This is a genomic window from Sphingobium sp. PAMC28499, assembly GCF_004795815.1.
Classification (GTDB): Bacteria; Pseudomonadota; Alphaproteobacteria; order Sphingomonadales; family Sphingomonadaceae; genus Sphingobium; species Sphingobium yanoikuyae.
This window is the reverse complement of record NZ_CP039248.1, coordinates 1764231-1783215: the sequence shown is the minus strand read 5'-3', so window position 1 is coordinate 1783215 and position 18985 is coordinate 1764231. Positions and strand designations below refer to the sequence as shown.

The 18985-nt window shown below is 64.4% G+C and carries 17 protein-coding genes; 10 read left to right on the top strand and 7 right to left on the bottom strand.

Annotation, left to right across the window (positions count from 1 at the left end):
- The first annotated feature begins 33 nt into the window (after nucleotides 1-33).
- Together E5554_RS08615 and E5554_RS08610 are read left to right on the top strand one after the other, a co-directional pair.
- Nucleotides 34-708 (top strand): glutathione S-transferase family protein, encoded by a 675-nt coding sequence (locus tag E5554_RS08615; protein ID WP_083575487.1) that lies wholly within the window; start codon nucleotides 34-36, stop codon nucleotides 706-708.
- 4 nt (nucleotides 709-712) lie between these two features.
- Complete coding sequence (locus E5554_RS08610; RefSeq protein WP_136186549.1) at nucleotides 713-1351, top strand: hypothetical protein; 639 nt, start codon at nucleotides 713-715, stop codon at nucleotides 1349-1351.
- 281 nt (nucleotides 1352-1632) lie between these two features.
- On the opposite strand, the gene ndk is transcribed toward E5554_RS08610, so the two are convergent.
- The 3 genes from ndk to E5554_RS08595 all read right to left on the bottom strand — a co-directional run bounded on the left by ndk (nucleotide 1633) and on the right by E5554_RS08595 (nucleotide 4057).
- On the bottom strand, nucleotides 1633-2055 hold the full coding sequence (ndk, locus tag E5554_RS08605; RefSeq protein ID WP_004210674.1) for a nucleoside-diphosphate kinase: 423 nt from the start codon (nucleotides 2053-2055) through the stop codon (nucleotides 1633-1635).
- A gap of 113 nt (nucleotides 2056-2168) precedes the next feature.
- Entirely contained in the window at nucleotides 2169-2606 is a 438-nt protein-coding gene (locus tag E5554_RS08600) for a DNA polymerase III subunit chi (protein WP_136186548.1), read from the bottom strand.
- A 5-nt stretch (nucleotides 2607-2611) separates the two neighbouring features.
- Nucleotides 2612-4057 (bottom strand): leucyl aminopeptidase, encoded by a 1446-nt coding sequence (locus E5554_RS08595; protein ID WP_136186547.1) that lies wholly within the window; start codon nucleotides 4055-4057, stop codon nucleotides 2612-2614.
- Nucleotides 4058-4236: 179 nt separating this feature from the next.
- Between E5554_RS08595 and lptD the strand changes: the two genes are divergently transcribed.
- The 4 genes from lptD to rsmA all read left to right on the top strand — a co-directional run bounded on the left by lptD (nucleotide 4237) and on the right by rsmA (nucleotide 9799).
- Entirely contained in the window at nucleotides 4237-6501 is a 2265-nt protein-coding gene (gene lptD / locus E5554_RS08590) for an LPS assembly protein LptD (protein ID WP_136186546.1), read from the top strand.
- 86 nt (nucleotides 6502-6587) lie between these two features.
- A complete protein-coding gene (locus E5554_RS08585; RefSeq protein ID WP_136186545.1) occupies nucleotides 6588-7952 on the top strand; it encodes a peptidylprolyl isomerase in 1365 nt (454 codons plus the stop codon).
- Nucleotides 7930-8955: a 4-hydroxythreonine-4-phosphate dehydrogenase PdxA gene (gene pdxA, locus E5554_RS08580; protein ID WP_099231855.1), complete on the top strand. Its 1026-nt coding sequence runs from the start codon at nucleotides 7930-7932 to the stop codon at nucleotides 8953-8955. Before E5554_RS08585 ends, pdxA begins: the two co-directional genes overlap by 23 nt.
- Nucleotides 8945-9799 (top strand): 16S rRNA (adenine(1518)-N(6)/adenine(1519)-N(6))-dimethyltransferase RsmA, encoded by an 855-nt coding sequence (gene rsmA / locus E5554_RS08575; RefSeq protein ID WP_136186544.1) that lies wholly within the window; start codon nucleotides 8945-8947, stop codon nucleotides 9797-9799. The genes pdxA and rsmA overlap by 11 nt, the downstream gene beginning before the upstream one ends.
- 596 nt (nucleotides 9800-10395) lie before the next feature.
- Here rsmA and E5554_RS08570 read toward each other — a convergent pair.
- Entirely contained in the window at nucleotides 10396-10878 is a 483-nt protein-coding gene (locus tag E5554_RS08570; RefSeq protein ID WP_136186543.1) for a hypothetical protein, read from the bottom strand.
- Nucleotides 10879-11048: 170 nt separating this feature from the next.
- On the opposite strand from E5554_RS08570, the gene betI reads away from it, so the two are divergent.
- From betI to ahpF, 3 genes are all read left to right on the top strand, one after another.
- Nucleotides 11049-11651, top strand: coding sequence for a transcriptional regulator BetI (gene betI, locus E5554_RS08565; RefSeq protein ID WP_037511538.1), 603 nt, complete (start codon nucleotides 11049-11051; stop codon nucleotides 11649-11651).
- A gap of 134 nt (nucleotides 11652-11785) precedes the next feature.
- Nucleotides 11786-12349, top strand: coding sequence for an alkyl hydroperoxide reductase subunit C (gene ahpC, locus E5554_RS08560; RefSeq protein WP_004210655.1), 564 nt, complete (start codon nucleotides 11786-11788; stop codon nucleotides 12347-12349).
- Nucleotides 12350-12536: 187 nt separating this feature from the next.
- Nucleotides 12537-14117 (top strand): alkyl hydroperoxide reductase subunit F, encoded by a 1581-nt coding sequence (ahpF, locus tag E5554_RS08555; RefSeq protein ID WP_136186542.1) that lies wholly within the window; start codon nucleotides 12537-12539, stop codon nucleotides 14115-14117.
- A gap of 114 nt (nucleotides 14118-14231) precedes the next feature.
- Here the strand turns inward: ahpF and E5554_RS08550 are convergent, their stop codons facing one another.
- Complete coding sequence (locus tag E5554_RS08550) at nucleotides 14232-14426, bottom strand: hypothetical protein (protein WP_004210651.1); 195 nt, start codon at nucleotides 14424-14426, stop codon at nucleotides 14232-14234.
- Nucleotides 14427-14457: 31 nt separating this feature from the next.
- Entirely contained in the window at nucleotides 14458-15396 is a 939-nt protein-coding gene (locus E5554_RS08545) for a right-handed parallel beta-helix repeat-containing protein (protein WP_136186541.1), read from the bottom strand.
- 789 nt (nucleotides 15397-16185) lie between these two features.
- Here E5554_RS08545 and E5554_RS08540 point away from each other — a divergent pair.
- Nucleotides 16186-17370, top strand: a complete 1185-nt coding sequence (locus E5554_RS08540; RefSeq protein ID WP_136186540.1) for an FAD-dependent monooxygenase — start codon at nucleotides 16186-16188, stop codon at nucleotides 17368-17370.
- 27 nt (nucleotides 17371-17397) lie between these two features.
- Here the strand turns inward: E5554_RS08540 and E5554_RS08535 are convergent, their stop codons facing one another.
- Nucleotides 17398-18876 carry a PAS domain-containing protein gene (locus E5554_RS08535; protein ID WP_247594411.1) on the bottom strand — a complete coding sequence of 493 codons (1479 nt, stop codon included), beginning with the start codon at nucleotides 18874-18876 and terminating at the stop codon, nucleotides 17398-17400.
- Nucleotides 18877-18985: the final 109 nt, after the last annotated feature.

Below are 18985 nucleotides of genomic sequence, written 5' to 3'. Positions count from 1 at the left end.
ACTTATCGAAGCCCGCCCGGCTAAGACATGGCCATGATGAAGCTGTTCATTGGCAACAAGGCCTATTCGAGCTGGTCGCTGCGCGGCTGGCTGGCGTGCAAGCTCTCCGGCCTTCCGTTCGAGGAAGTGGTGGTCCCCCTCTATGACGAGGAATGGGAAAAGCGTCGCGAGGGCGATGAGTTCGCCCCCTCCTCCGGCAAGGTGCCGATCCTGTGGGATGGCGACGACATCGTCGTGTGGGACAGCCTGGCCATCGTCGAATATCTCAATGAAAAGGCCGGGGGCGACCAGTTCTGGCCGACCGATCCGGGTGCCCGCGCCATGGCCCGCTCGATGGCGGCCGAAATGCACAGCAGCTTCGCCGCACTCCGCCGCGAGCACAGCATGAACATCCGCCAGATCTATGACCCGGTCCCGCCGTCGGAGGCCGTCGCCCACGACATCAGCCGTATCATGCAGCTCTGGGCCCAGGCCCGCGCCCGCTATGGTGGCGAGGGCGACTTCCTGTTCGGCGAGTTCGGCGCCGTCGACCTGATGTTCGCGCCGGTCGTTACCCGCTTCATCACCTATCAGCTGCCAGTCGCCCGCTTTGCCGAAGCCTATATGCGCGCGATCATCGCCCATCCCTGGATGCAGGAATGGATCGGCGAGGCGCAGGCCGAGGAATGGGTGATCGACAAGTTCGAAGTCCCGCCCCAGACGGCCTGACCCGATGAGCGACAGCCCCGAGGCCAAGCAGGAGACCCGCAAGGAGGAAGCCGCCCGCATCCGCCGTCGCTGGATCACGCTGGGCGAATTGCTGGCGGTGGCGGCGGTGCTGATCTCCGCCCTCACCCTCTATCTCAACTGGGCCGACAAGAAGGACGAGCGCGCCAGCAAGGCCGCCGAAAGCAGCAAGGCCTCCGCCCGCGCCGCCCGGCTGGTGCTCAACGCCGCGGCCGATGGCGACAGCCGCCTGACGCTCAAGCCCGCCGACCCCGATCAACTGGTGCAGAGCCAGACCATCCATTTCCCCAGGGCACTCGGCATCGCCCCGGTCGACACCACCGGCGAACCGCGGATCGAGGCCGGCTGGTTCGAGGATGCGCTGAAAAAGGCGCGCAATGCCGCGAAGCTGCCCGATGACAGCATCGGCGACGAGAAACTGCCGGTGACCATCGTCACCCAGTTCGTCGTCAATGGCGACACCCACAGCGATTCCGCCGTCTACGACATCGGCTATGGCATCGCCGGCAAATGGTTGTCCGGCCACAAGCTCACCCTGCGCGGCCTCTCCCTCGTCGGCCACGCCCAGGGCGCCAGCGCCCAGTCCCAGATCGACACCCGCTGGGCCCGTCAGACGAAACGCTAGAGCCGCACGGCCACGTTCAGGCAGGCCGCAAGCGACCAGAAGCGGACGTTTCCTACTCCCCTCCCTTCCAGGGAGGGGCCGGGGGTGGGTGCGCCGCGTAGCGGCGGTCTACGGTCGATAGGGCAGAAGCTCGCTACGCTCGCCACCCACCCCAACCCCTCCCTGGAAGGGAGGGGCTATGTCTTGTTCCCACCCAAATCCGTCATCCCCAACCACAAAAAACCCGGCCGCTCCTTGCGGGAGCGCCGGGCCTTTTGCTCGTCCGGGGACGGGTGTCGGGTTTAGCCGACGATTTCTTCGGGCTTGAAGAAATAGGCGATCTCGATCGCGGCATTTTCTTCGCTGTCCGAACCATGGACCGAATTGGCTTCGATCGATTCGGCCAGTTCCTTGCGGATGGTGCCGGCGTCGGCATTGGCCGGGTTGGTGGCGCCCATGATGTCGCGGTTGCGGGTCACGGCGTTTTCGCCTTCCAGAACCTGGACGACGACCGGGCCCGAGATCATGAAGGCAACCAGGTCAGCAAAGAAGGGGCGTTCCTTGTGAACGGCGTAGAAGCCCTCGGCCTGTTCGCGGCTCATGCGGATGCGCTTGGAAGCGACGACGCGCAGGCCGGCTTCTTCCAGCATCTTGGTGACGGCGCCGGTCAGGTTGCGACGGGTTGCGTCGGGCTTGATGATCGAAAAAGTGCGCGTGACGGCCATGGCCCTCATAACTCCGGATTGTTGGAATAAAGTTGCGCGCCCTTTAGACCGGGCCGGATCACTTCGCAAGAGGGGCGCGAGTGGGCTCGGTAGAAGTCCCTATTTCCGGGCATTCACGGCCCCTGCACCCATTTGCGGCCTTCCTGCCGCCAGAAGCGCGGGGTCACACCCTCACGCTTGCTGAGCGCCCGCCAACTGGCCCGCGCCCCGTCGATCGTATCCGCGTCGAAGAAATAGAAGGCCCGTTCGAAGGCCAGCGCTTCTTCCCGCCATACCCCGTCCGCCAGCGCGATATGCCTGGCGCCATTGGCAGCGTCGCAACTCTGCGCCAGCAGCACCGGCTGGGCGGCGTCCACCCCGTCGCCTGCCAGGCCATTGGCCAGGAAGCTTTCGGGTGGCCCCGCCCACAGGCCCGCCGATATGCGGGCCAGCCGTTCCGGCTCGTCGGCCACCACCAGCAGCCGCGCGCCCATGTCCAGGATGCGTGCCGCGATCGCGGGCAGCACCCCTTCCACGGGATCGCGGCTGAGCTGGTAGAAGTCGACCTGCACCGGCTTCAGCGCTCGAACTTGTCGGCCACCAGCTGGTCGATCAGGCGCACGCCATAGCCGGTCGCGCCCTTGTCGGCAGTGGCGCCGGGCTTGTCCGACCAGACCATGCCGGCAATGTCGAGATGCGCCCACTTCACGCCTTCGTTGACGAAGCGCTTGATGAACTGGGCAGCGGTGATCGAGCCAGCGAAGCGCGGGCCGATATTCTTCATGTCGGCGATCGGGCTGTCGATCAGCTTGTCATAAGCCTCCGACAGCGGGAAGCGCCACAGCTTCTCGCCACTGGTCTTGCCCGCCGCCAGCAGGTCGTCGGCCAGCGCATCGTCGTTGGCGAACAGGCCGCCATGCTCGCTGCCGAGCGCGATCATCATCGCGCCGGTCAGGGTGGCGAGGTCGATCACCACTTCGGGTTCATAGGTCTTCTGCGCCCAGGTCACCGCGTCGCACAGCACCAGCCGGCCTTCGGCGTCGGTGTTCAGCACCTCGATCGTCTGGCCCGACATCGACGTCACGATGTCGCCGGGGCGCTGCGCATTGGCGTCGGGCATATTCTCGACCAGACCACAGATGCCGACGACGCGCGCCTTGGCCTTGCGACCGGCCAGCGCCTTCATGGCACCAGCGACGGCGCCGGCGCCGCCCATGTCCCACTTCATGTCTTCCATGCCGGGGCCAGGCTTGAGCGAGATACCGCCGGTATCGAAGGTCACGCCCTTGCCGACGAACACGACCGGCTTGTCGGCGGCGCCATCGGTGCCGTCCCATTCCATCGCCAGCAGCCGCGCTTCACGCGCCGACCCCTGCGCCACACCCAGCAGCGCGCCCATGCCGAGGTCCGTCATCGCCGCACGGTCCAGCACGGTGATCTTGACGCCCAGCTCGGCCAGATGCTGGCAGCGCTCGACGAAGCTTTCGGGATAGAGGATGTTGGCCGGTTCCGACACCAGTTCGCGGGTGAAGGCGACACCGGCGGCGACCGCCGACAACTTGGCCCATTCGAGCTCGGCGCTGTTTGCGACGATCGTCACGGTCGCCAGCGTCGGCTTGGCCTTTTCGGGCTGACGCGTGCGATAGGTGTCGATCCGCCAGCTGCGCAGCAGCGCGCCCAGGCCCAGCCGGGCGGCATCCTCGCCGCTTACGCCGGCCGGGAATTCGACCGCTGCGTGGGTCGCGCCGCTGGTCGACAGCTTGGCGGTCAACGCGCCGCCGGCCCGCTCCAGGTCGGCCGCGCTGCCATTGCCGATGCCCAGCAGCAGGACGCGCAGCACCGCGCCGTCTTCCTCGACGAAGCTCTCGACGCTGCCGCCCGCCTCACCGGCGAAGCGCGCGGCGGCGGCGCCGGCGACCAGCGTGGCCGATGCGGCGAGCGGCAGGCTGTCGACAGTCCCCTTCGCCACGGCAAGGACCAACGTGTCGACCTGGGGGCGCGTGGGGCTGAATTGGATGTCCATCTGGGGGCCTTTTCTCTGGAATGCCGTGTCGTTCTTGTTTCAGCCAGATAGTGCGGCTTTGCCGCTCTGCAAAGCCATTCGGCGGATTTCCGCCGTCCCGAATGCGAGCAGCGATTGCGGCGCGGGCCAAGCAGTGCGATAGGCAGGGACCAGAAGTGCCCACAAAGAGGCCCCTACGCTTGCAGATTTCCGTGTTTCCCCTGTCGTTCAAACAGGCGCTGCTTGCCGGCGCTGCCTCGTCCTGCCTGCTCGCGGCGCCGCTGGCCCATGCGCAACAGGCGCCCGAGCCCAAGCTGAACGAGCCCCAGACGCCGATCAGCGCGCCCGACGCGCCAGTGCCCGACAATGACCAGGAAATCGGCTTCGCCGCCGATACGCTGGAATATGACACCAACAGCCAAATCGTGACCGCCACCGGCAATGTCCAGTTGCTGCGCGACGGCAACCGGCTGCGCGCCGACAAGATCGTGTGGGACCGCAACACCGGCAAGGTCGAGGCACAGGGCGCCGTCTCGGTGATCGATCCCGACGGCAATGTCGCCTATGGCGACCGCTTCGATGTCACCGATACGCTCAAGGATGGCGCGGTCGACAATATATTGCTGGTCCTCCAGAAGGGTGGCCGCATGGCCGCGACCAAGGGCGAGCGGGTCAATGGCGTCTATACGTTGCACCACGCCGCCTATACCGGCTGTCCGGTGGAGGGCAGCGACGGTTGCCCCAAGGAACCGACCTGGCAGATCAACGCGGTCAAGGTCGTCTATGACCCGACCAAGCAGCGCGTCTCCTATACCCGCGCCAATGTCGAGCTGTTCGGCCTGCCTTTGATCCCGGTGCCGGGCCTGTCGCATCCGGTCGGCGACGATGGCGGCAGCGGCCTTCTGGTCCCCAATATCCGTTATGACCGGGTCAATGGCTTCGAGGTCGCGGTCCCCTATTATCTCAAGCTCGCGCCCAATCGCGACCTGACCGTCACGCCGCACGTCTACAGCGATTCGCTGCCGATGATCGAAGGCAATTTCCGCCATCTCTACGATCGCGGTGCCTATCAGATCACCGGCTATGCCACCTATGGCAGCCGGTCGAGCGGCATCACGCCGACCGATTCGCAAAAGGATATTCGCGGCGCGATCGACGCCAGTGGCGGCATGCAGCTGTCGCCCGAATGGAGCGTCAACGGCTCGATCCGGGTCGCCACCGACCGCACCTTCCTGCGCCGCTACGACATCAGCCGCGACGACCGGCTGCGTTCGACCCTGGGCGTCCAGCGGATCGGCGAGAACAGCTATTTCTCACTCGCCGGCTGGGCGGTGCAGACGCTGCGCGTCGATGACCCTCAGGGCCAGATGCCGATCGCCCTGCCGGTCATGGATTATCGGCTGCGGATGAAGGACCCGCTGCTCGGCGGCCAGATGCAGTTCCAGGCCAATACGCTGGCGATCACCCGGACCGAGGGGCAGGATACCCAGCGCGCCTTTGCCGCGTTCGAATGGAATCTGCGCAAGCTGACCGGCCTTGGCCAGGAAGTGAATTTCACCACCTATCTGCGCGGCGACGTCTATCACAGCAGCGACAATCTGCTGACCGACACGATCAGCTATGCCGGCGATCCGGGCTGGAAGGCGCGCGGCATCGCCGCCGCCGCGGTCGACATGCGCTGGCCCTTCATGGGCGAGGCCTTCGGCGGCGTGCAGCGTATCGCCCCACGCGTCCAGATCGTCGCCTCCCCCCATCTCGCCAACCTGTCGGTGCCGAATGAGGATGCCCGGTCGGTCGATCTGGAGGACAGCAACCTCTTCGCGCTCAACCGCTTCGCAGGCTATGACCGGTTCGAGGATTCGAGCCGCATCACCTATGGCCTGGAATATAATCTGGCGCTGCCCGACTTCACGCTCGATGCCAATGTCGGCCAGAGCTACCGGCTCGACAACCGCGCCAGCATCCTGCCCGACGGCACCGGCCTGTCCGACCGCATGTCCGACATCGTCGGCCGCTGGACCATCCGCTACAAGGATTTCGTCAGCTTCACCCAGCGCTTCCGGGTCGACAAGGACAATCTGGCGGTCCGCCGGAACGAGGTCGACGCGACCGTGGGCAGCAAGAAGACCTATGCCCAGATCAGCTATTTGCGCCTCAACCGCAACGCCAATATCACGCTGGAGGATCTGCAGGACCGCGAGGAACTGCGCCTTGGCGGCCGCATCCAGTTCGCCCGCTTCTGGTCGGTGTTCGGCTCGACCGTCATCGACTTGACCGGCGCACAGGAAGATCCGGGCACCACGGCCGACGGCTATGAGCCCGTGCGCCAGCGCCTCGGCGTTGCCTATGAGGATGATTGTTTGACGCTGGGCTTTACATGGCGGCGCGACTATCAGACCAACGGTGACGCGCGCGCCGGCAACAGCTTCCAGCTGCGGCTGGCTTTTCGCAATATTGGCATATAAGGAACTGCCTTCCCGCCGTCCGCTCAGGACCGGTTAAGGCGGAACGGGGCATTGGCTCCCGACCGTATTGGAGATTTTTGCCGACGATGCTTTCTGTCGTTTTCTCGCCCAAATCCGTTCGCTCGGGCCTGCGCACCCTGCTTCTGTCCACCGCCCTTCTGGGCATGGCGGCACAGACCGTGTCGGCCCAGGCCGTCGACGATGACGCCGATCAGGGCCTGAATCTGCCCAAGGATGTCACCATCTTCGGCAAGAATGATCCCAATGTCCGCAAGGCGACGGCGATCGTGAACGGCCGCATCATCACCGGCACCGATGTCGATCAGCGCCTGGCCCTGATCATCACCGCCAATGGCGGCAAGGTGTCGGCCGAGGAAAAGGAACGGCTGCGCGTCCAGGTTCTGCGCAACCTGATCGACGAAACGCTGCAGATTCAGGAAGCGGCGGCCAACGACATCAAGATCGATCCGGCCGAAGTGAACCAGAGCTATGAGCGCGTCGCGGCCAATTTCCGCAAGTCGCCTACCCAGTTCGACCAGTATCTGCGCGAACAGGGCAGCTCGGCCAGCAGCATCAAGCGCCAGATCGAGGGCGAACTGGCCTGGAGCCGCCTGCTCCGCCGCAACATCCAGCCCTTCGTCAACGTTTCCGAAGACGAAGTGAAGTCGGTGGTCGATCGCCTCAACGCTGCCAAGGGTAGCGACGAAGTGCGGATCAGCGAAATCTACCTGTCCTCGACACCGGAAAACCGTGACCAGATCACGGCCAACGCGCGCAACATCATCGAACAGATCAAGCAGGGCGGCAGCTTCGCCGCCTATGCCCGTCAGTTCTCCGAAGCCTCCACCGCCGTCGTCGGCGGCGATCTCGGCTGGGTCCGCCCCAGCCAGCTGCCGACCGAACTGGCGCAGGCCGCCACCGAATTGCAGGTCGGCCAGCTCGCCGGCCCGATCGAGACGGTGGGCGGCATGTCGATCATCTACTTGATGGACAAGCGCAAGGTGCTGACCGCCGATCCGCGCGATTCGCTGCTCAGCCTCAAGCAGCTGTCGGTCCTCTTCCCGGCCGGCACCAGCAAGGAAGCCGCGAGCCAGAAGGCCGCGACCTTCGCCGCCGCGGTCAAGGAGATCAAGGGCTGCGGCCAGGCGAACGAGATCGGTGCCCGCATCGGCGCCGACGTGGTCGACAATGACAATGTGAAGCTGCGCGACCTGCCGCCCCAGCTGCAGGACATTCTGGTCAATCTGCAGGTCGGCGAATCCACCCCGCCCTTCGGCTCGATCAACGATGGCGTCCGCGTTCTGATCGTCTGCGGCCGCGACGAGCCGCAGTCGGCCAACGCCCCCAATCCCGAACAGATCCAGGCCCAGCTGGAAGAGGAACGCGTCAACAAGCGCGCTCGCATCTATCTGCGCGATCTTCGCCGCGATGCCGTTATCGAATATAACTGATCCGGTCAGCCTGCCGCCCTTCGCCGTCTCACTCGGCGACCCGGCAGGCATCGGACCGGAAATCGTGGCCAAGGCATGGGTCATGCGCGAAGCGCGTGGCCTGCCCACCTTCTTCGCCGTCGGCGATGCCGCATCGCTGCGCGCGGTGTGGCTCGGCCCGGTCGAGATCGTCGGATCGCCCGAGGAAGCCGCGCAGGTGTTCGAGCGCGCTCTGCCCTGCATGCAGGTGGCCGAAGCGGGCGAGATCGTGCCCGGCACGCCCAGCATCGATGGCGCCCGCACCGCTTTCCAGGCACTGGAGGTCGCGGTCGGCCTTGCCCGCACCGGATCGGCTGCCGGCATCGTCACCGCGCCGGTCGGCAAGGAACAGCTGTACGGCGTCGGCTTCACCCATCCGGGCCAGACCGAATTCGTCGCCGAACGTTGCGGCGTCTCGGCCCAGAACGCGGTCATGATGCTCGCCGGCCCGTCGCTCAAGGTGGTGCCGATCACCATCCATATCGCGCTGGCCGATGTGCCTTCGGCGCTGACAATCGACCTGATCCGCGCCCGCGCCCTCACCACGGTGAAGGGGTTGCAGCGCAATTTCGGCATCGCCCGCCCCCGTCTCGCCGTCGCCGGCCTCAACCCGCATGCCGGGGAGAATGGCGCACTCGGCCGCGAGGAGATCGAGGTGATCCGCCCGGCAATCGAAGCGCTGCGCGCCGAAGGGATCGACATTGTCGGCCCGCTGGCGGCCGACGGCATGTTCCATGCCCGCGCCCGCGAAGCCTATGACGCGGCGCTCTGCATGTATCATGATCAGGCGCTGATCCCGATCAAGACGCTGAACTTCGACGATGGCGTCAACATCACCCTGGGCCTGCCGATCGTGCGCACCTCGCCCGATCATGGCACCGCCTTCGGCATTGCCGGCACCGACAGCGCCAATCCCGGCGCGATGATCGCCGCCCTCAAGATGGCGGCCGAAGCCGCCCGCGCACGGATTGCCTATGCCGGCTGACGCCCGCTCCACTCTGCCGCCGCTGCGCGACGTGATCGCCGCCCATGGGCTTCAGGCCAGCAAGGCGCTCGGCCAGAATTTCCTGCTCGACGAACAGTTGCTCGACCGGATCGCCGCCATTCCCGGCAGCATCCAGGATCAGCCCGCGTTCGAAGTCGGCCCCGGCCCCGGCGGCCTGACCCGCGCGATCCTGCGCGCCGGCGGCAAGCTGGTCGCGGTCGAGCGCGACCGGCGCTGCCTGCCTGCACTCGCCGAACTGGAGCTGGCCTTCCCCGGTCAGTTGCGCGTCATTTCCGGCGACGCGATGGAGATCGACGCCCATGCCGAAGCCGGCGATGGCGCCCATATCATCGCCAATCTGCCCTATAATGTCGGCACCGCCCTGCTGGTCGGCTGGCTGTCGGCGCTATGGGCGCCGCTGCCCTGGTGGTCCAGCCTGACCTTGATGTTCCAGATGGAAGTGGCCGAACGCATCGTCGCGAAGCCGGGCACCGACCATTATGGCCGCCTCGCCGTCCTCGCCCAGTGGCGCAGCGACGCGCGCATCGCCATGAAGGTGCATCGCAGCGCCTTCACCCCGCCGCCCAAGGTGATGTCGGCCGTGGTCCACATCACCCCCAAGCCGGCACCGGAAGGCGTGCAGCTCAAGATCCTGGAACGCCTGACCGCCGCCGCCTTCGGCCAGCGCCGCAAGATGCTGCGCCAGAGCCTCAAGTCCGTCCCCGGCGCGCTCGACGCGCTGGAGGCGATCGGCATCGACCCGCAACGCCGCGCCGAAACCGTCAGCGTCGAAGAATTCGTCACCCTCGCCCGCCAGCTCGGCCAGGCAACGACCAGCGCCTGATTCCGCTACGGGGCACTCCCAGCAAGGCTCAGATACGGAGCCATGAGCGAACGTCTCCAGCACCGTCATCTCTCCGAAAGCATGGATGCCAAAGTTGGGTGGGAACAAGACATTCCTCCCCGTCACGGGGAGGGGGACCGCTCGCGTAGCGAGTGGTGGAGGGGCACAGGCCGGATAGCTCAGCGCTAAGAGGCTCCTGCCCCTCCGTCAGCGCTTCGCGCTGCCACCTCCCCGTTCCGGGGAGGAATGTCCACTTCTGGTCGTCAGCCGTCAAAATCCGACATCGTCAGGCAAGAGTAGCGAAGCCCTGTCCTACTCGCCCAATCTCTGATCTACCCTGGGCGATGCCCCAGCACCGCCCCCTTCCCTCGCCCCGACCGCAGCCGGCCACAGGCGGTGACCCATGTGTCGCCTCCCTGTCGCGTCGACATGGCCCGACCGGCGCGTCGGTGCGAGGCTGTCCTGACCCAATTGACGCGCGACCGTCGCGTCATGGGCGCGTGGCACGCGCATATCCGGTGCAAATGGCCCTGAATGCCGCACGACACTGTGAACTTCGGCCCTGTCGCGCCGGCATGACCCTTGCCGATCCCGCTTTATCGGCAATAGCCTTCCTCGCCCGGCTTCACGATCAGGCAGTCCTGCTTGTCGGCAAGATATTTGAAGCCCGTCTCCGCCCCCGTGCCCGGTCGGATGGCGAGATCGCGGCCATCGCGCACGAAGCGGATCGTCGCGCCATCGGCCAGGCCGCTATAGGTCGCCTCCCGGTCGAGATTATCCTTGTTGGCCAGCGCATAATGGCCCGACTTGCCATCGGGCGCGGGCTGGATGTCGAGGAACAGCCCTTCCGGCCCAGTCCAGCGCCCGACCCATTCGTCGGTGGGCAGCGCCGCGCCTACATTGTCCGGGGCCGCGACAGAGTCCGTATCCTCGATCGCCTCGGCATGGGCCGGCACGCTCGCATTGTTCGCCACCGCTTCATTGTCCACGCCCTTGGCGCAGCCGCCCAGCAGCAATAGCGCGCCCAGACCGGGCAGGATCAGGCGAAGGGCGGACGTGGTGGCGGGCTGTCGGATCATCCATGGTCTCCTTGCTGTCATGACGACAATATGCGGGGGAAACGGGCGAACCGGCCGGATCGATCCGCAATCGGGTCGAACGGCGCTTGCCAGCGCCCGTCATTTCCGCACAATGAGCGGCAACAGAATAGCATGTTCGGGACGCCGGGTCGTCCCATGCCGGGGGGCAAGTGAGAGCGAAATTCGTACGGGAGTCCGCCGATGTCCGGCGGCAGGCACTGATCGACGCAACGGCAAAATGTCTGGCGGAAAAGGGCGTGGCAGGCACCTCCGTCCGCGCCATCTGCGCCGCCGCGGGCGTATCGTCGGGGCTGCTGACCCATTATTTCGAGGGCGTCGACGCGCTGATCCTGGCCACCTATCGCGATGTAGGGCAGCGCGTGTCCCAGGCCATGGACGCAGCGATCGCAGGCGCGGGCGATGATCCGCTGGACCGGCTGCGCGCCTTTCTCCAGGCCAATTTCCGCGAGCCCGTGCTCGACGCCGACCTGCTCGCCACCTGGATCGCCTTCTGGAGCCTGATCAAGTCCAACGCCGATGTTGCGGCCGCCCATGCCGACATCTATGCCGCGTCGCGCGCGCAGCTGGAGGGGCTGGTCGCCGCCGCCGCGCCGGCCTTCTCGCCCGCGCAGGTACGGCTCAAGGCGATCGGCCTCACCGCGCTGGTCGACGGGCTGTGGCTGGAATATTGCCTGGATCCCACCAGTTTCAGCGCGGCGGAGGCACAGCAGCTGGTCGAACGGGCCATGGGTCATGCCCTGCGGGATCAATGAGCTGTTCGATTAATCGGATAGCGTGTGATCGCTTTTATCTATCAACATGTCCGAGAAAACCAATTTCCCCCGAATCATCCGCTTCCCTAAACAGGCTTCGCAACAGCAACCCTAATCAAGGAACTGGATAGCCCATGGCTCTCATCAACACCCCCCTGCAGCCTTTCAAGGCAACCGCTTTCAAGGAAGGCAAGTTCGTCGACGTCACCGATGCCGACGTCAAGGGCAAGTGGGCCGTCTTCTTCTTCTACCCGGCCGACTTCACCTTCGTCTGCCCGACCGAGCTGGAAGACCTGGCCGACATCTACCCCACCCTGCAGGGCATGGGCGTGGAAGTTTACTCGGTGTCCACCGACACCCACTTCTGCCACAAGGCCTGGCACGACACCTCGCCGGCCATCGGCAAGATCAACTATTACATGCTGGGTGACCAGAACCACGACATCTCGAACCAGTTCGGCGTGCTGCGTGAAGGCGTTGGTCTGGCCGATCGCGGCACCTTCGTGCTCGATCCCGAAGGCGTGATCCAGCTGGTCGAAATCACCCCCGAGGGCGTGGGTCGCAACGCGGCCGAACTGCTGCGCAAGATCAAGGCGCTGCAGTATTGGACCAGCCATCCGGGCGAAGTCTGCCCCGCCAAGTGGGAAGAAGGCGCGGAAACCCTCGCCCCCTCGCTCGACCTCGTCGGCAAGATCTAAGCATCTTTAGGTGCTGACAGGCCGCCGGGTTCGCCCAGATTGAGGGGACCCGGCGGACCTTCAAAACGCTTTCTACAGACTTATCTTAGTTTCAACGGGGCTTTTGGGTCGCACCAATTCCCCGGACGGGCCGTCGCGTCCTCCCGATCGGGACGGCCCGCCATTTTTTCCACGGAGCCAGACAGACATGTTGGACGCAAATCTCAAGGGGCAGTTGAAGGCCTATCTGGCGAACATCACCCAGCCGATCGAGCTGGTGGCTTCGCTGGATGAAAGCGCCAAGTCGCGCGAAATGAACGAATTGCTGACCGAAATCGCCGAACTGTCGGACAAGGTCAGCCTCGCCACGGGCGATGACAAGCGCAAGCCCAGCTTCATGATCCGCCGCGTCGGCACCGATATCGGCGTCACCTTCGCCGGCCTGCCGATGGGCCATGAATTCACTTCGCTCGTGCTCGCCCTGCTGCAGGTCGGCGGTCATCCGTCCAAGGCCGCGCAGGATCTGATCCAGCAGGTCAAGGATCTGGACGGCGACTATGCCTTCGAAACCTATTTCTCGCTGTCATGCCAGAACTGCCCCGACGTGGTGCAGGCGCTGAACCTGATGAGCGTGCTCAACCCCCGGATCAGCCATGTCGCGATCGACGGCGGCCTGTTCAAGGATGAGGTCGACGCCCGCAAGGTCATGGCCGTGCCGACCATCTTCCTCAACGGCGAACCTTTCGGCCAGGGCCGGATGGAGCTGGAGCAGATCGTCGCCAAGATCGACAGCGGCGCCGAAGCCAAGGCGGCCGAGAAGATCCGCAAGCAGGATCCGTTCGAGGTGCTGGTGGTCGGCGGCGGCCCCGCCGGCGCGGCAGCGGCCATCTATTCGGCGCGCAAGGGCATTCGTACAGGTGTGGCGGCGGAACGCTTCGGCGGCCAGGTGCTCGACACCATGGATATCGAGAATTTCATCTCGGTCAGCCGCACCGAAGGCCCCAAGCTCGCCAGCGCGCTGGAAGCGCACGTCAAGGATTATGACGTCGAGATCATGAACCTGCAGAAGGCGGCGAAGCTGATCCCCGCCAAGACCGAAGGCGGCTATCATGAAGTCGTGCTGGAAAATGGCGCGTCGCTGAAGGGCCGCACCATCATTCTGTCGACCGGCGCCCGCTGGCGGCAGATGGGCGTGCCGGGCGAGGACGAATATCGCAACAAGGGCGTGGCTTACTGCCCGCACTGCGATGGTCCACTGTTCAAGGGCAAGCGCGTGGCGGTGATCGGTGGCGGCAATAGCGGCGTCGAAGCGGCGATCGACCTGGCCGGCATCGTCGCCCATGTGACGCTGATCGAGTTTGACAGCCAGCTTCGCGCCGACGCGGTGCTGCAGCGCAAGCTTGCCAGCCTGCCCAACGTCAAGATCATCACCTCGGCCCTGACCACCAAGGTGAACGGCAATGGCGAGCGGGTGAGCGGCCTCAGCTACAAGGATCGCAACAGCGGCACCGAGCATGATGTCGAGTTGGAAGGCATTTTCGTCCAGATCGGCCTGGTGCCCAACACCGAATGGCTCAAGGACACGATCGCCCTCTCGCCCCGTGGCGAGATCGAGATCGACGCGCGCGGCGAAACCAGCCAGCCCGGCATCTTCGCTGCCGGCGACTGCACCACCGTGCCCTACAAGCAGATCGTGATCGCCATGGGTGCGGGGTCAACCGCAGCCCTGTCGGCCTTCGACTATCTGATCCGTCTGCCCACTGCCGAGGAAGCGGCCGAGGCAGCCTGAAAAATGCCCGCCTGAACCAGTCCCCCCCTTCTGGTTTTCAGGCCAGCGAAGGCCGGTCCGTTACCCTGACGGACCGGCCTTTTTCCTATTTTCTCGTCCGAAATCCGTGGCGGCTCAGCTTTCGATCAGGTCGAGATAGGCGACGACATCATTGTCGGTGGCGAGGAACAGACCGTCCTGCACCTCCTGCGGCTGCTGCTCGGCGACGCGCAGGGCTTCGCTCAGGGGGCCGTACAGGATCGTCATCGCCGCACCGTCGTCGCCCAGATGATAGAGGCGGACGGTCGCGCTGTCATAGGTGGTGCGCATCGTTCGTCCCTATCAGATCGGCGCGGCAAAGTCAGCGCCGGTCCTTGATCTTCATGCTGGGGGCAAGCTGGTTCTGGCCGATCCGGACGACATCGTCGGTGAAATTGGCGACGAAGGTCGAGCCGCGCGCCAGGCCCGGCACGAAGCCGGCCTTGTTCCCCTCGATCACCAGGGCGCTGCTGTCCTGTTCGCGGCCCTCGGGCGCGACGGTGATGAAGGCGGACCAATTATCCTTGTCCTTGCCCTGCACCATGTCGTTGCCGACGATCTGGCCGCTGGCGCCGTTGCTGAGGTCGATCATGTAATTGGTGAGATGGCCACCGCTATCGTCGAAGCTGTTGTCGCGAATGTCGACCTGTGCGGCGCGGCTTTTGAGGTAATGGCCGCCATCGCCCTGATCGAAGCGGGAACGGGTAACGGTGAGGCGCGCGACCCGGCCGATATAGATGCCATGGGCGCAGTCGAGATCGCGGTCGCACCGGCCCAGATGGCGGAAAGTCGATTTGTCGATCTGGACCGTGGCACCGCGATCCTCGCCGGTCAGAATGCCTTCCTCGCTGTTGCGGAACAGGCTGTTGCTGACGGAAAGATTGCCCTTTTCGAGGCGGATACCCGATCCATTGCCATCGGGGACCCGCAAATTCTGGAAGATCAGGCCATCGACCATGGTGGCGCGGCCGCGCAGCACCAAAGCCGCCTTTTCTTCGCAGATCGTGCCGTCGAAAATCGCACTGCCCGGCGTCGCGGCCTTGATCGTCACCTCGCCGCCATTCTGCACGGCGCATTGGCGATAGGTGCCCGGCGCGACGATGATCGTGCCCTTGCCATCGCCGATCGCGCCGATCGCATCGGCAAGCGAGACAAAGCCCCGGCCATTTTCGGCAAGGGTGAACGGGGCCGGCGCACTCTGGGCAAAGGCCGACGCGGTGATGGCTGCGGACACCAGCAGCAGGGTCAAGAAGATGCGCATGGCAACAAGGCTAGGCGCCGACCGCATCATAGCCAAGCCCCATAGTAAACCTGAAAGCACATGCCCCACTTTGGGGCAGGATTATTGCCAAGACGTTTACAGGGGTCCGGCGCCCCGAAAAGGCCGTTCGCCTTTCACCTGACCGTCGGCGAAGCGGCAGACCGCAACGCAATGACATCCTGATCGAACGCACCGCACGCCCGCCCGTCGCTTCGCTTACGGGACTCATATATCGTTTTTAAGCATTTGATATTACATGAAACCTTCGTGCAGGTCCCCAAAAATGCCCCCAATTCTGCCCCCAAATTTTCTATAAGCTGTTGAAGATGGGCGTGTTTGATTCCGAATTTGTGACTCAAATACGATTACTCCGACAATATCTTCCTCATAATTTGTTCGCGATCAGCTCTACCAGATCGGCGCATCTGGCCGATAGGCGAACGTCCCGATCGGAGCCGGGTCACGGGGATAGTTAACGGTCGTACGGAGTCGGCCGCCGAGCAATTCCCGTCATTGGGCATTGACGGCTAACGACCAGAATACGTCTTTCGCCTGTCGGGTTCGCGAAGAAAGCTTCTGTCAAAACCTGCCGCTCGATCGGCCTGAAACCGTTCGACAGCAACGCGATCTTAATACCCTCATCTAAACACAATGCCCCCACTCTGAACCGCTATCGTGTCCGCATGGACCCCTGCGCGGATTGGCACGCAAGCGTCGGAAACGACAGGCGCGGATCAGACGGGGAACGCAATCATGGGCGATGTGGTTTGTCGAGACAAGGAGACCTGCATGCCCAAACGCATCCTCATCACCGGTGCCAGTGTCGCCGGCAACACTATCGCCGCGGTGCTTTCCGGTCACGATTACGAGGTGTTAGTGGTCGAGCGGGCCGAGGCGTTTCGTGATGGTGGGCAAAATGTCGATGTACGCGGCGTCGGGCGTGAGGTGCTTCGCCGGCTAGGCCTGGAGGCTGCTGCGCTTGATCACGGCACCGGCGAGGAAGGCACGGTCTGGGTCAACGAGGACGGCAGCGAGGCAGCGCGTTTCGCAGTGGACAAGAACGGAAACGATGGTCCGACTGCGGAGATGGAGATCTTGCGCGGCGATTTGGCACGTCTCCTGTATAACGCTGCGAAGGATCGAGCATCCTATCGGTTTGGCGACGACATCAAGGCGGTCGATGACACGCCGAATAGCACCAGAGTCACTTTCTCCAGTGGCAAAACTGAGACCTTCGACGCGGTGATCGTCGCAGAGGGCGTCGGCTCCTCAACACGCGAAATGGTCTTCAAGGGCGAAAACGATCCGCAATGGATGGATATGACCATCGCCTATCTCACTATTCCGCGATCGGATGACGACGATCGGATGTGGCGCTGGTTCAACGCGCCGGGCAAGCGTAGCGTCTCGCTCCGCCCCGACCAGCACGGCACCACCCGTGCGATGCTGTCGCTCTCAAAGGAAGCCGAGGGCGAGCAGGACTGGGATGTCGAGCGTCAGAAGGCCTTCCTGCACGAGCGCTTTGCCGATGCTGGTTGGAAGACGCCGCGCATCCTCGCGGCCATGGATGGCACCGACGACTTTTATTTGGACGTGCTCCGGCAGGTGCGGTTGCCGCGCTGGTCGTTGGGTCGCGTCGTTCTGACCGGCGACGCCGCCTGGTGTGCCACGCCGCTCGCAGGGATCGGCACCACCCTGGCGGTCACTGGCGCCTATGTGCTGGCGCAGGAGCTCATCCGAAATACCGATATCGATGCCGCGTTTCAGGCCTATGAGGACCAGATGCGGCCTATGGTTAAGGACGGCCAAGGTGTGCCCAAGATAGCGCCCCGGCTCATGCATCCCAAGAGCCAGCTCGGCATCAGCCTGCTCCACGGCGTGCTCGGCGTCGCCAGTTCGGACCTCGTCCGCAATCTCAGCGCCAAAATTTTCAGCGGACCGGGCAAGGAAGTCGATCTGTCCCGCTACGAATGAGACGGGCTTGGGAACGTCGCCCCGCCGCTACTCGAGGGTCGCACCGTCATCACCAAGCATGGGAACGTCAACGGTGAGTTTTACGCCTCCGGGCGCATAGACGATCACGGCCTTTCCGTCCGTTTCACGCGCGAGCACGCGCTCGATCAGCGTCGTGCCGAAGCCGGTGCGATCCGGCGCTGACACCGGCGGCCCTCCGGTCTCGGCCCAGTTCAGGCGCAAGCTCCTGCGACCGGCTTCGGTGCCGATGTCCCATCCGATCTGGACCGAGCCCCCCTCCACCGACAACGCGCCATATTTCGCGGCGTTAGTCGCCATCTCGTGCATTGCGAGCGCCAGCGACGTCGCGATCCTCGGAGGAAGTTGGACATTCGGCCCTGCAAGCCGGAACTGCAGCCCATCATCTGCTCCGAACGGCGCCAGCGTCCGCCCCAGGAGATCGCGAAGCGACGCGCCTTCCCAGTTCTGCTGGACGAGCAAGTCATTGGCGGCCGCCATCGCGAACACGCGCGCCTGCAGCGCTTCTCCCGCCTCCTCGAGTGAGGTTGCCCGACGCAGAGTCTGCGAGATAACCGCCTGGATCATTGCGAGGCTGTTCTTCACCCGGTGGCTGAGTTCACCGGCGAGGAGCGCGCGATGTTCCTCCGCGCGCTTGCGATCGGTGATGTCCTGCGACACGCCGACCATCGATAGCGGCGTACCATCGGCGCGGTAGTTGGCTTGCCCCCTGATCTGCACCCAACGTTCCTCGCCGCCAGGTGTCAGCAGACGATATTCGACGTCGAGCAGCGTGCCCTTCGCGATCGCAGTCGTGACCGCCTGGTCGCGCATCGCACGGTCGTCGGGATGCACCGCTTCCATCAGGTCTTCGTAGGTGAATGGCTCGTCGACGGGCCTGCCGAAATTCTCCTTACATCCTTCCGATGCCATCATGCGCTGCGACTGGATGTCGAGGCTCCACGATCCCATCTGCCCGGCCTTAAGGGCGAAGCGCAGCCGCTGTTCGCTCGCGATCAGCTCGGCATCGCGCCGCGCGACCTCAGATTCCAGATCGACGCGCTCGCGTTCGAGCCGTGACAGGCGCTCCCGCTCCAGCGTCACATCGAATTGCGATGCAAAGAAATAGGAAAGTTGGCCTTCGCCATCGAAGACCGGTGACACCAGCACCCGATTCCAGAAGGTTGTGCCGTCCTTCTTGTAGTTGAGCAGGTCCAGCTCGATCGGCGTTTTGGCGGCGATCGCGTCGCGCAGCCGCGCGACATCGTTCCGGTCGGTGTCCGGGCCTTGGAGAAACCGGCAGTTGCGGCCGATGATCTCCTGATGAGCGTAGCCGGTAAGTCGCGAAAAAGCTTCGTTAACGAAGACGATCGGATTGTCGGCCTGGTTCGGATCGGTGATGAGCATCGGCATCCGCGTGGCGCGAACCGCCGACGAAAATGGGTCGGGACCACTTCCTTTCCGGGCAAGCTCGAAAAGAATGCGAGCGTCTTCGTCAGTATCTCTCAAGGATCGTTCCAGCCTTGGCACCAATCTTTCGGCAATTGGCCGAAGAGGTATAGGCGGAACGAAGTGTGAACGCTATTGCCTTTCGCTCCGTGGAGGAGATCGCGGGCCT